This window comes from Agriterribacter humi, assembly GCF_009192765.1.
GTDB classification, from domain to species: Bacteria; Bacteroidota; Bacteroidia; order Chitinophagales; family Chitinophagaceae; genus Agriterribacter; species Agriterribacter humi.
This window is the reverse complement of the sequence record NZ_VOHQ01000010.1, coordinates 139663-153621: the sequence shown is the minus strand read 5'-3', so window position 1 is coordinate 153621 and position 13959 is coordinate 139663. Positions and strand designations below refer to the sequence as shown.

The 13959-nt window shown below is 41.5% G+C and carries 9 protein-coding genes and 1 tRNA gene; 5 read left to right on the top strand and 5 right to left on the bottom strand.

Annotated elements, in window-relative coordinates:
* Positions 1-4: 4 nt before the first annotated feature.
* The 5 genes from FRX45_RS16585 (at position 5) to FRX45_RS16565 (ending at position 5877) form a co-directional block, all read left to right on the top strand.
* Entirely contained in the window at positions 5-1105 is a 1101-nt protein-coding gene (locus FRX45_RS16585; RefSeq protein WP_152269572.1) for an efflux RND transporter periplasmic adaptor subunit, read from the top strand.
* 58 nt (positions 1106-1163) lie between these two features.
* Positions 1164-4379, top strand: a complete 3216-nt coding sequence (locus FRX45_RS16580) for an efflux RND transporter permease subunit (RefSeq protein WP_152269571.1) — start codon at positions 1164-1166, stop codon at positions 4377-4379.
* A gap of 10 nt (positions 4380-4389) precedes the next feature.
* A complete protein-coding gene (locus FRX45_RS16575) occupies positions 4390-4698 on the top strand; it encodes a hypothetical protein (RefSeq protein ID WP_152269570.1) in 309 nt (102 codons plus the stop codon).
* 18 nt (positions 4699-4716) lie between these two features.
* Positions 4717-4914: a YgaP family membrane protein gene (locus FRX45_RS16570; RefSeq protein WP_193311742.1), complete on the top strand. Its 198-nt coding sequence runs from the start codon at positions 4717-4719 to the stop codon at positions 4912-4914.
* 330 nt (positions 4915-5244) lie between these two features.
* Positions 5245-5877: a Crp/Fnr family transcriptional regulator gene (locus tag FRX45_RS16565; RefSeq protein ID WP_152269568.1), complete on the top strand. Its 633-nt coding sequence runs from the start codon at positions 5245-5247 to the stop codon at positions 5875-5877.
* A 620-nt stretch (positions 5878-6497) separates the two neighbouring features.
* Here the strand turns inward: FRX45_RS16565 and FRX45_RS16560 are convergent.
* The 5 genes from FRX45_RS16560 to FRX45_RS16540 all read right to left on the bottom strand — a co-directional run bounded on the left by FRX45_RS16560 (position 6498) and on the right by FRX45_RS16540 (position 13916).
* Positions 6498-6581, bottom strand: a tRNA-Leu gene (locus FRX45_RS16560).
* A gap of 68 nt (positions 6582-6649) precedes the next feature.
* Positions 6650-7366 (bottom strand): carbohydrate-binding family 9-like protein, encoded by a 717-nt coding sequence (locus FRX45_RS16555; RefSeq protein ID WP_152269567.1) that lies wholly within the window; start codon positions 7364-7366, stop codon positions 6650-6652.
* A gap of 296 nt (positions 7367-7662) precedes the next feature.
* A complete protein-coding gene (locus FRX45_RS16550; protein ID WP_152269566.1) occupies positions 7663-9468 on the bottom strand; it encodes a hypothetical protein in 1806 nt (601 codons plus the stop codon).
* A gap of 13 nt (positions 9469-9481) precedes the next feature.
* Positions 9482-12154: a COG1470 family protein gene (locus tag FRX45_RS16545; protein WP_152269565.1), complete on the bottom strand. Its 2673-nt coding sequence runs from the start codon at positions 12152-12154 to the stop codon at positions 9482-9484.
* A gap of 85 nt (positions 12155-12239) precedes the next feature.
* Entirely contained in the window at positions 12240-13916 is a 1677-nt protein-coding gene (locus FRX45_RS16540; RefSeq protein ID WP_226805422.1) for an ABC transporter substrate-binding protein, read from the bottom strand.
* Between the last annotated feature and the right edge of the window lie 43 nt (positions 13917-13959).

Below are 13959 nucleotides of genomic sequence, written 5' to 3'. Positions count from 1 at the left end.
CAAGATGATTAATTTAAAAACGACTTCACAAATATTTGCAGGTATCGGACTGATTGTTTTCAGCGCCTGTTCTTCTAACAAAGAAGAAGTTGCTATTGCAAACACAGATGCAGCAGTAATGGTAACAGTTGCTACTCCATCCGGTACAGGTCAACAGGGAATAAATGTAAGCGGACAAATTGAAGCATCGCAAACCGCAAATATCAGCACAAGAGTGATGGGTTTTATAACAATGCTGAAAGTAAAAGTGGGCGATCATGTAAGTAAAGGCCAGTTACTGGCTACTATCAGTAACCAGGATATGATAGCAAAAAGAGGGCAAACTGATGCAATGATTTCTGAGGCGCAGGCTGCTTTGAACAGTGCGCAAAAGGATTATGAGCGGTTTACTACTTTATATAAACAACAAAGTGCTACTGCAAAAGAGTTGGACAATGTTACACTCCAATATAACTCAGCGAAATCAAGATTAGAAGGTGCAAGACAGATGCGGAATGAAGTAAATGCAAGCCTGGGTTACACCAGCTTAACTGCGCCTTTCTCCGGAATTGTAACACAAAAATTAGCAGATGCCGGAAGTATGGCAAATCCGGGTATGCCGATATTAACTATCGAACAAAGTGGAAGCTACCAGGTAAGTGCATCCGTGCCGGAAAATATCATCAATCAAATTCACCAGGGCGCAGAAGCATTTGTAACTATCAAATCAATTGATAAAACAATTAAAGGCACTGTTGTTCAAATCAATCCATCGTCACAATTTACAGGTGGCCAGTATATCATAAAAGTAAATATTGCTGATGCAGATAAAAAGGGGTTGTATGCCGGTATGTACGCAACAGTTTCGATCCCTGTAAAAGAACCGGTAGCTGTTACAACAACAGGAAACTCGGTAATGGTGCCGGTTTCCAGCATTGAGCATAGAGACCAGTTAACTGGTTTATACACTATCGGCAGTAATAACACTGCCTTGCTCCGGTGGGTGCGTTTAGGAAAAACTTTCGGCGATAAAGTAGAAGTATTGAGTGGCCTGGAAAAAAATGAACAGTTTGTTGTAACTGCGGACGGAAAATTATACAATGGTATTCCAATAAAAATTAAATAAGCAGCGAAGGAAGATTTCAACTACTGCCACGAAGATTATAAACGAATTAATACACACAATGAAAAACGGTCTTTCAGGAAATATAGCCAAAGGTTTCTTACAATCTAAATTAACGATACTGTTAATGATTGCCTTTTTGCTGATTGGTGGTTACAGCACTTTTTTAATTCCACGGGAAGAAGAACCGCAGATAAAAGTTCCGATGGCGGATATTTTTATCGGCTACCCTGGTGCTGAACCCAAAGATGTGGAAACAAAAGTAGCGGCACCTATGGAAAAAATGATCTCCAATGTGAAGGGTGTGGAGTATGTGTATTCTACTTCCATGAAAGGGCAGGCTATGCTGATTGTTCAGTTTAAAGTGGGCGAAGATGTGGAGCGTTCTTTGGTAAAATTGTTCAGTGAGTTGATGAAAAACATGGATAAAATGCCGCAGGGTGTTACACTACCATTGATAAAAACAAGAGCAATTGATGATGTACCCGTATTAGGCTTAACACTGTGGAGTGAAAAGTATGATGACTACCAGTTGAAACAAATTGCACAGGCACTGACGAATGAAGTAAAGAAGATACCCGACGTTGCGGACATTAATATTTTAGGTGGCAGAAGCCGGGAAGTAAAAGTTTTGCTGGATAAAAACAAAATGGCAGAAAACCATGTTGATTTTTTATCCATCAGCAAACAAATACAGGGCAGTAATGTACAGGTTCAGGCTGGCAACTTATTACAGCAGGATACCGCATTTTCTGTTGAAACAGGAAACTTTCTTACAACCTCCGATGATGTGGCCAATCTTGTGATTGGTATCAATCAGCAACAACCTGTTTACTTAAAACAAATAGCAAAGGTTGAAGAAGGGCCTGAAACAGCCAGTCAGTATGTACTGTTTGGTTATGGCAATGCAGATACTTCAAAAGCGAATGCTTTCAAATCAAATTACCCTGCCATTACTTTAAGCGTTGCTAAAAAGAAAGGTGCAGATGCAATGAAACTGTCAGAACAAATCATTAATAAAGTTGAGCACCTTAAAAAAGAATTACTGCCCAGTGAGGTACAATTGACTGTTAGCAGAAACTATGGGGAAACTGCATCGGATAAAGTTTCGGAACTGTTGTTTCATTTGTTTATTTCAATAGTGGTGGTTACGTTATTTGTAATGCTCGCCATGGGCTGGCGTGGTGGTCTTGTCGTATTCTTATCTGTACCTGTAACGTTTGCACTTACACTGTTCAGTTATTACATGATGGATTATACTTTAAACCGTATTACCCTTTTTGCACTAGTATTTATTACGGGTATTGTGGTAGATGACTCTATCATCATTGCGGAGAATATGCACCGGCATTTTAAGATGAAAAAACTGCCGCCGCTGCAGGCTGCTATCTATGCGATCAATGAAGTAGGCAATCCTACAATACTTGCAACGTTAACTGTGGTTGCGGCGGTATTGCCAATGGCATTTGTATCCGGAATGATGGGCCCGTACATGAGTCCGATGCCGATTGGAGCATCCATTGCCATGATGTTATCATTGATAGTTGCATTAACACTTACTCCTTATCTCGGTTATATATTTCTTCGTGAAAAAGAAAAGAAAGGCGGCGCTCATAAAGAAAGTAAAGTGCATGCTCTGGAAGAAGGCCGTATCTATAAAATTTATCGTGCCTTCATTAACCCCATGCTGGAAACACGCTGGAAACGCTGGACATTTATTCTCAGTATAGTTGTGATACTGTTAGGATCAATGATGCTATTCTACACTAAGTCAGTGGCCTTAAAAATGCTACCCTTCGATAATAAGAATGAATTCCAGGTAGTAATTGATATGCCCGAAGGAACTACACTGGAAAAAACACAAGCCGTTGCAAAAGATATAGCGGGTTATGTTGCAGCTCAGCCATTGGTGGAAAACTACCAGGTCTATATTGGCACGTCAGCGCCAATTAGTTTTAATGGCTTGGTGAGGCATTATGATCTACGCAGAGGCGATAATGTGGCGGACATACAAATAAACCTTGTTGATAAAAAAGATCGCAGTATTCAAAGTCATGATATTGCCAAAAAAATGCGTGCCCCTATCCAGGCAATTGCTAAAAAATACAATGCCAACGCAAAGATCGTGGAAGTGCCACCAGGGCCACCAGTATTATCTACACTGGTTGCAGAAATTTATGGCCCGGATTATAATGAGCAGATAAAAATTGCGAAGCAGGTAAAAACGCTTTTTAATAAAACAGCAGATGTGGTAGATGCTGACTGGATGGTAGAAGATGACCAGCCTGAATACCACTTTGAGGTGGATAAAGAAAAGTCAATGCGTCACGGTGTTGCTACTGCACAGGTGACAGCCACAATCAATGCTGCCCTTTCGGGCATGCCGGTAGGCAATGTATATGAACCTGCATCCTTCAGTCAGACCATTATAAAATTGCAGTTAAGTGATGCTGACAAAGCCAATATAGATGATATACTTGATTTAAGAATCACCGGAATGCAAGGCAATAGTGTTCCCATCAGGGATGTGGTGACTGTAACCAGGCAAATCAAACAGAAAAATATTTATCGTAAGAATCAAAAAGAAGTAGTGTATGTACTGGCCGATATGTCGGGCAAACTTGAAAGTCCTTCTTATGCTATTGCAAGCATTTCTGACAGCTTAAAAAACATAACTGTTCCAAAAGGCTTCTCTTTAAAAGAAGAATATACACATCAACCAGAATTGGAAGACAACTATACTCTGAAATGGGATGGCGAGTGGCAGATCACTTTTGAAGTATTCAGGGATCTGGGAATTGCATTTGGAGTGGTTATTTTACTAATCTACATATTGATAGTGGGCTGGTTTCAAAACTTTACTGTGCCGTTGGTAATGCTGGCTGCTATACCATTATCATTAATCGGAATAGTGTTAGGCCACTGGATGCTGGGTGCTTATTTCACCGCTACATCAATGATTGGATTTATAGCATTGGCAGGTGTGATGGTCCGAAACTCGGTATTGCTCATTGACTTTATCAATATCCGTTTAAGAGAAGGTATTCCGTTAAAACAGGCTATCATAGAAGCAGGGGCAGTTCGTACAACACCAATTTTATTAACTGCCGGGGCAGTAGCATTGGGTGCGATTATTATTTTGTTCGATCCAATATTCCAGGGACTTGCTATTTCATTGATGGGTGGAACGATCACTTCAACATTTCTCACTTTATTGGTTGTGCCGCTATTGTATTATAAAATGATACGTAAAAAATACCCTAAAAAAATAACCTAAATCTATAGTTATGAAACTTTTCATTGTAACCTGTTTAAAAGAATACCAGGATGATGTTACTAAAATATTCAAAGAGGCTAATATTCATGTCTTCAGCGCAACAGATGTAATTGGATTCAAAGATAGCCAGTCACCTGATCTTTTGGAAGAATGGTTTGCTGCCGGCAAAGAAAAATTTGATTCTATGATGATGTTCAGTTTCACTGCCAATGAAAATGCAGAGAACGGAATTGAGCTGATCAAAAAATACAATGAGCAAAGTGAAATCAATTTTCCGGTCAGGGCATTTATTGTACCCGTAGAAAAATCAAATTACTAAACTTAAATTTTAATAATCATGAGAGAAAGAATTGTTCGTGCTGTTGCAGGCACTATTGTTTTAGTGAGTATTGCACTTGCCATGTATGTAAGTATCAAATGGCTTTGGCTGGGTGTATTTGTTGGGGTTAATTTATTACAGTCTTCTTTTACAAAGTTTTGCCCGCTGGAAAAGATACTGGACGCAGCGGGTGTAGAAAAAGGGAAGTCTTGTTAGCATATAAACTATTTAATGTTTGATAAGCTAAACAGTTAACACGGGAGGTTGCTTTCCGGATTTGAAATTTTGCTGAGCGCATCATCGGGCTCCTATGGTACAACTTCACGGGAGAAATCATTTTTCAGGTGATATATAAAGCTTGGCTAACATTCCAGTTAACGCCGATATATGGCGTATCTTTACAAATACCCTTGAACGGGTTGGTACAGCGCTTTGAATGGTAGTAAATCCTTACTTATAACTAAACTTACAATATCAATAAGTCTATTTTAGTAAGGTTTATATCGTGCGGCCAAATTATATTTTTAATTACCGTTTTTAAAAATCATGACTACTCCCTCAACTTTTGATGCAATATTTGAACCAGCCCTGGTAAAGGAAATGCATCAATTTGGTGAATATAAATTTTTTAAGGAAGGCGACATTATTATGGATTATGGTAAGTATATCCGTATGATGCCATTGATTATAAAAGGCACCGTCAAAGTATTTAGAATGGATGAAAATGGCAAAGAAATTTTGCTGTATTATCTATCCAGCAATGAAAGCTGTTCCATGGCCTATAGCTGCTGTGTGGAAGCAAAAAAAAGTGAAGTAAGAGCGATTGCTGAAGATGATGTTGAGTTGCTTGCGATACCGCATATTAAGCTTGAAGAATGGCTATGCAAATATACAAGCTGGAAAAACTACATCATGCGTAGTTTTAATGGACGTTTTTTAGAGTTGCTAAAATCTATTGAAAGTATTGCCTTTCATAAATTAGACGAACGCCTCATTCATTACCTGAAAGAAAAACAACGCCTTACCGGCTCCAGTGTTATAAAAGCATCTCATTACCTTATAGCAGATGAATTGGCTACATCAAGGGTGGTAATATCCCGTTTGTTAAAGCAATTAGAAAATGACGGCAAGATCATCTTATACCGGAATGAGATAAAGCTGATGAATACATTTAACTAGAGCTTTTGTTATCCTTTCTTTCTGTAAGAAGCTGTCTAAAAATAGAATGCTGAATCCCAGTGTCGTTTTTTGCTGCCACAAATTACACGAATTAGCAGGGTTAATTCTTGTTACCTGGCGTTATTTGTGGCAAAAAGCACTATGTGAGACTACCATGGCAATTTATCAAACCATTTTTAAAGAGCCTCCAAGAACTTTCTTATATGAGTTCCGTTAAGCCAAAACCCTTAACGGGAGGTCTTTTCGTGGTTTTATTAGACCACAGTTAGCGGTAAAACCGGTACATTACTTGTAGTCAATATTTTATATTTCTTTCTATGCCAGAATATGAAACGAGCCCAAAATAATGACCGGGACGCAATCGTAAAGATTCTTGCCGATTCCTTTAGGGATAATAAAAGCGTAAACCAATATCATTGACATGCTATACGAAAAAGCCGATAATAAGGGCAAGCGGGAGATAATTGGTTCGATATATCCTGAAAAACTCGTTTTTGACGGATTCCAATATCGAACCGCTAGACTGAACGAAGCAGTTGAGCTAATATACAGTCTGGATAAGGGTTTCAGCCAAAATAAAAATGGACAAACCGAGTCATTTTTCGATTTGCCCACTTTTGTGCCCAAGACTGGATTCGAACCAGCACGCCGTTTCCAGCGCTACCACCTCAAAGTAGTGCGTCTACCAGTTTCGCCACCTGGGCATCCGCTTGCTTTTGAAGCGGTTGCAAATGTAAGGCTTTTTGGAATATTGAAGCATAGCCTATAGGCATTATTCAAAGCGAATAGAACGAAATTTTTTAAATTCATGAAAAGACCGTTCAACCGGCGACCATGACCATTTGATCATGCTGCCACTGTCATAATCCAGCCTGCAAAAATTGGCGTTCCATATCGTGCCGCTTTCAGGCGGAATATTGCTTAAAGGGCTGAGGAGGGAGTAGGGGAAAAACAATTCTGCGCTCCATGAACGGATAACCGCGCCAGGTTGCATCTGTCCTCCTTCTAAGTGCACGTTCTTCTTTACTTTTCGTTCTCCGCTATAATGCCAGGGCGTCCAGCCGTAGGCCCCGCCCTTTAAATTGGGAATTAACAATACAAGCTCCTTGTTCAGGGGGCTGATCTCGTATTCAAAGTATAAGGGTGTTGAGGGATCCGGATGAAAGAATACTTCAAATACATCGGCATTAAAAAGGTTATCGAAATCGTTTTCAAATGTGCTGGTTATTTTTTCGTCTTCTCCGCTGAACAATACATATATCCCTTTTACAGAGTAAAGGATTTTATATTTCGTTTCATATTTTTTTCCCTCATCTATTTGATGAAGGTTTATCCAGTTGGTTTTTTGCCATTCAGCATTTTCTCCTTTACCGGTTATTGCAAAATCTGTACAAGGTTTCACCGGCAAGGGATCAGGGCCATGGGCAAATTCCTGTCCAAATATATTATGACAGGAAAAGAGGAGCAGGAACAATATGTATATTTTCATAAAAAAAGTAAAAGATTAGGAGATGTTTCAGGTTACAGGTTACAAGTTTCAGTTCACAGGTTAAGTGTATTCATAGCTGACGGCTGAATGATGATATCCTGTGCCGGTCGCTGGGTTTGAGATTTATCCGACACGGAGGACGGGTTTGTTTTTGTGATTTCCTGGTGCTTTATATTATATCTTCCACATTTTTCGCATTTCCACATTTCTCACATTCATCCGCGGTCTGACGCTCCTTTTGTTGCGTGCAAACTGCTACATTTTTAAATTCCCACATTTTCAAATTTTCAAATTGATCAATGTCTCCCCGTTTCTCTTCCTTCCCAGCCGGTCTTGCCCTTTTCGATATACAATTCAGTAACGCTTTTGGATACACGATCATCCACTTCCTCTACCAACTGTATGCGCAAGGGATGTGTAAGCGTTTTTTGCCAGCTCAGTACAGGTGCATAAGGTTGGGCGCCTTTTTCTGTTTCATACAGCAGGTACGCCCATCTTTCAGTAAAGAAATTACCCTTCATTACGGGGATCATTTGCTGCATGTTCGATGACAGAAAGCTCAATGATAATGCTCTTGCCCAGTAAATCCAGGGCCCGCCGGTGATGTAAAAGAATGGATTTAATAATCTTGTCCTGTTTTCCAGTCCTGCATTGGAATAATTGAGTTGTATGCCGGCAAAACCCACACCCGTTTCTTTGTTATAAAAGCTGATCCATGGCACATCATCCTGCATTTTTACATCAGTAAGATCGGGCATTTTGGTTACATCATATTCAATAACCGAATCGCGTACCACATCATACCAGGCGGCATGTGTAATGAGTTCACGTTTAAAAACAATTTCGGCATTGCGCAACGCAAGACTTTGCACCGTTTCATTGATCCGTAAATTGGTAGTGCTGATGAAATAGGGTTTGCCGGGAAAAAATTCATACCTAACGGAGGCGTCGACCTGGGGAATTTCACGCAAATTTCCCCATACATCACTGAAGGCAATAACGGGCCCGGTTAAGGATTGCACATGCTGCGGCGGATCCCAGTCCGAAGTATGTGTCCATGGTACGGGCGGGGTATATATTTCAGGGTTCCAGTGAATGGCCCCATTGGTTTCTTTGCGGTGATAAAAGGGAAATTGCGGCTTGCTTTTTAAGGTGAGCTGGTCAAAATGGCCCGATTTGGGATGTAATGCAACCGATAAATAATCATTATCTATTTGCAAACCGGGCGCTTCTCCCTGCACCCGCAGATCGGTGGCATACGTTTTCACCATGGCGTCTTTGTTATCATAAAACACAAAAAATACGCGGCTGTTCCTGGCTGGTACATCGGCTAAAAAAGCTACCCTTGCCGTAACGGTCGGCATCCATACGGGTACATCGCGGGTAGGCTTGCCATCCTTTCCCGGTGCCAGATCATCTTCAACCAAATATTCCTGTATATCATATACCTGCGATGGTACTTCGGTAACGCTGTGCGTTTGCGGATCAAAAGCAGCCACGCGGATCTCCCTTTTCAGATCATGTACTTCATCGGGGTAAAAGGGGAGGAGCAATTCTACCGGCTCAGCTTTCCTGTCTATACCCGCCGTTTCACTCAGCACCACCGATTTGTATTTTTTCCATGCGGTATCATATACAGCCGCTGAGGGCGCAGTTACTTTTTTACTAACGGTGAGCAATACATCGTTTTTAGCATGCTGCAAAGTTTTTTTCATTCGAACCGTTAGCTTCACATCGTATTGCTGGCCGGGATTCCACTTTACCCAACCAATAACAGATGGGGTCAGGTATAAAACATTGTCCTGCGAAAGTCCGGACCCGGATGGAGGACGGTTGGTGAGATGTGGATGGTTAAGATCACCCAGATCGTGTTCGGACCGAAGATCCGTATACCGCAAAGTTTTTCCGTTTACCGTCATTTCCACTTCAATCATAGATGCGGAAGGCAGATTGATATCCGCTTTAATGTGATAATAAGGAATAGCGGGATTGGGATAATTTAATTCAAGATTCGTAAGCTTCAGGGCCTGCGCATTTGCTACGGTACATATGCCGGGCAATAAAGCAACGGTTAATATTATTTTCAGCAGTAAACGTTTCATTGGTTTTGAATGATTATCGTTCGGTAATTAAATTTCTTTTTCTTAATGCTTTTACACTTTCTTCCCATCCGCCGCCGGCGCCCCAGAGATAATAGGTAAAATACATGGTTGTTTTTTGAATGATGGGCACCCAGGGCTGAAATTCGGTATAATAATAACGCGATTCTCCATTGCTGGGATGGTTCATCCACATGTGCAGGAATAAAGGCTGGGTAACAGGATAAGCGCCAACAAAACCAATGTCTTCTTTGGTATCATACCCGGCATTCCATCCTTCTTTTAAGTTGATCACCCTGCCAAAATATTCTTCCGGACGCATTCTTACATGCAGCATGCTGTCTTTATCCGGAGCAATAAAAACATCTTCCGTTCCATGTGTTTTACCAAGTTCCAAAATAGGCTGGGGACCTATTACATTCGCTTCAGGATTGATGAAGTTCAAAGCAAAACGCACTTCTAATAAAGGCGAATTGCTATATAGTGTAAATGTTTTCTGTAGCCTGTTCCCAAAATAATCCGCCGTCATGATCACCTGCACATAATCGCCTTCCTTTTTCACCAGTTTTGCATCATATACCTGGTGTGTTTCCATGCTGGCCTGCCCCAAAAAATCTTCAAAGCCTCCATAGGGATAAAAACCATATTTCCTGAAAGGACGTTTATCATCCTCCGGTTTGTCGGGCCATAGTTTAAAGAGCACATTGTCTTTCCTGCTTTTTACAATATATTCAATTATCCGGGCGCCTGTTGCCAGGAGCGTTACCTGCACGCTGTCGTTTTCGAGGCGGTATTCTTTTACGTTATCCGCGTTAAGGTCAAGTTCATATGCATAAGCATGTCCCTCTTTTTTCCCAACGCCTAACTGGCTGGTATAAGCAACGTTTAACGTGGATGTTTTAACATCATAATCTCCGGAAGCCAGTTTCAGGTCAAAAACAATTTCCTGCCAGGTTCCGGGAGCAGTGTTTATTTTTTGGGTAGCGGAAAAAACGGCTTTGCCGGTTTTGCCTTTTTCAAACACCTGCACCTGCACAGGGAATGAAGCCTCCGCCGAAAAATTATGAACCGTTACCGGGTATTGAACTACAGGTGCATGGCCATACAACAAGCGGTTTACCGAAATGGCCGGCGGCAGATCCAGTATCGCCAGCGTACGTTTTGTTTTATTGTTCCATTTATAAGCTATGGCAATGGGATTGGTTTTGTCCATGCCCGCTGCAGTGGGCCGTATTTTAAGTGTAATGGTTTTTGTGCTGTTCGCCGGCAAGGCGATGGCTGAAGCCATCATCGGTTCATCCCCGGTAATTTCCGGAGGAAGCTGAATGTTAAGCATGCCCGATACGGAATGATCATAGTTGTTGGAAACCGTTACCTGCAACGTATATCCTTCGGTGTTAGCCTGCAGATCAATCCGGTCGCCAAAATAGTCTTCAGTGAAAACGCGGTCTAATAAAAGCATTTGCAATGCATTTCTGAAGCGGGCTGGTCCCATCATCTTACCTTCATCCAGCACAGCTACCGCCCGCCTTTGCAAAATGGCTTCCCACATTTTTTCTTTGGTAAAGGCTTCCCCTTTTTTTACGAATAATACCATACTGGATAGTGCATCGCCGATCAGCGGCCCCGTGGTAGAAATAAAAGGAACGTTTTCATTGTCAATTTGCTCTTTGTTTCCTGCACTGGCTATATAGCCATCATAATGCCAGGCATCGCTTTGCGGTGCATATACCGGGCGAAAAACATAGCCGCCTTTTTGTTGTGCATATTTGATCCATGCTTCTTTGCCGCCCATATCCTGGACCTGTAAACCGCGGTAATCGCTGCATCCGTATATAGGCGAAAAGCCAACATCGGCCACCACGGGAATGTTCGCCTTTTTGATCCACCCTTCCAGTTCATCTTTCATCAAAAAATCCATATAACCATCAAACACAAACCAGTCGTTGCCCTCATTCATCCCTTTTCCTATCACTTCTAACGGATGACCGGGCGTACAGGTTACGCTTTTTAATAAGGTTTCAGCACCAAACCATCCCTTGTGCAGATCGTATTGCTGTACGATGCTAACAGTATTGGCTATAAGTTCTTTTAAGCGTTTGGTTGAGGTTTTGTTTTGGCCGGCAACAACAAATACTTTCCTGTTGTCTTTTTCAAGATAATAAGCATTGATCTTTTCAAAGTCTTTTGCTTTATACTGGTGGCTCTTTAGTTTTTCACCCCATATGGTATCCTGTGCAGGAATCTTATGGAATTGATCAGCTACATCATACACCGAGTCTGTAAAAATCAGCACATTGCCCTGTGCCATCGCCTGGTCGGCCTGTGTGGCGGAAGGATTTTCAAGCGTAGTGTAACTGGAAGCGAGCAGGGCATGCATAAACCCTTCCTGCATCCACAACCCGGGTACATGCAACTCTTCGGCTATATCAATCTTGCTTTGAATAATGGTGGATGATACATCCGGCACGCTCATTTTGAACAGGTTGCCGTAACGCACCCATTTTTTATAATCATCCCGCCAGTGATTGGTATAGCCATTGAATTGTATTTTGTTTACAACGGTATGCTGTTGAGGCTGAAAAGAAGGATTATACCGGTATCCATCCAATTGCTGGGCTGTGGCAGTGTAACAAAAGGTATTGCATAAAACGATAAATGCCAGTGAGCGTAATAATAGATTTCTCATAACGCAGATCTGTTTAGGATAGTGATCATATACAGGACATCACCTAACCACATGTGTCCTGTTTCATAAAGTTATTGTTTCTCTTTTACTTTTTGATCTGTACTGTTCTTAATTCGAGCAGGTTTAAGCTATTGGGCCGGAAACCTTTTACATAGGGATGTATTAGCCGGATCACCATATCATACCATAAAGGAACGATAGGAGCATCGGCGATGATCATTTTATCCATTTGCCTGTACATATTATATCGTATGGAATCATTCTCTTCCAGTAAGACTTTTTCGTACAAATTGTCGTATGCCGTGTTTTTATAACGGGTATAGTTGGGAGGCGCTGGATTTTTGCCGTAAAACACGCTGAGATAATTTTCAGCATCCGGATAATCTGCCATCCAGCTACCCCGGAAGAACAGGGCCTGCGATTTAGCGGTTTGCTCCAGCAATAAACTTTTCTGTACTACTTCTACCTGAACTTTCACGCCAATGTCTTCGAGTTGTTTGGCTACAAAGCTTCCCAGTTCAGCATATACCGGAATGGTCAGCAGTTTAATTTCAGGTAAGCCTCTGCCCTCGGCAAAGCCTGCATCCTTCAATAATTGTCTTGCTTTGGCAACATCATAATAATAGCCTTTCACTTTTGAGCTGTCGTATGAAGGCAGTCCTGCCGGCACAAACCCGCTTTCTGCAGGTGTACCAAGGGAATTGCGCAGGTACATGATCATCTTATTTCTGTCGAATCCATAATTGATCGCCTGGCGCACCGCTTTTATTTTAAGCGGATGGTTTTTAACCAGCTCATTCGTGGTATCTGCCAGTATACCCAGGTATTCGGTATTTAAAAAATTATGTTTACTCAATACAACTTTTCCCTTCCACTCTTTTCTCAACTCTCCTTTTTTGGTGAGCACTTCATCTTTAAAGGATGCATCAATATCATTAATAAAATCCAGGCGGCCCTGGGTGAATTCAAGAAATTCAGTGGCTTTATTGTCTAAAAAGGAAACCTTGATTCCATCTAAGTAGGGCAGGCGGTTACCCGCGCTGTCACGCTCAAAATATTTTTCATTTTTTGCCAGCAGCAATACCTGCCCTTCTTCCCATCGTGTGAACCTGAATGGCCCTGTGCCACAGGGGTTGCTGCGAAAAGCGGCTCCATATTTTTCTATCGCTTCATGGGGTACAACAGAACAATACTGCATACTGAGAATGCCCAATATGGGGTGAAAGGGCCGGATGAGCTTTAATTGAAAAGTAGTGTCATTTAATGCCGTAAATCCCTCAGCCTTATTTATCCTGTTATTAAATATCCAGGCGCCGGGCGATGCGGTAGTTGTATTGATGATGCGGTGCAGGCTATAGGCAACGTCAGCGGCAATCATTTTGCGGCCTTTGCCACCCGGAAAAACGGCATTATCGTGGAAATAAACATCATCCCGTAAAATAAAGGTATAGGTAAGCCTGTCATCCGACATGATCCATCGCTTACACAAAGAAGGCCTGATGTGCAGTTTTTCATCTACTTCCACCAATGTATTGAACAACTGGTGTACGCCCCACATAATAGCCTGGTTTTTGGCAAAAGCAGGATCAAGGGAGCTGATACCTTCGGGTTGATTATAGTGAAATATTTTTTTATCCGCCTCTTTCCGGCCGGCGCAGGAAACCAGCATACAACCCGATGCAATAATAATAAACAGCTTTATAGCAACAAACGGCCTACTTATCGCATACCACTTACCACTTGCCACTTTGTATATCTTCATTAATGTAATTTAAACTCCATAGTTCTTAAAACGTCCTAAATTT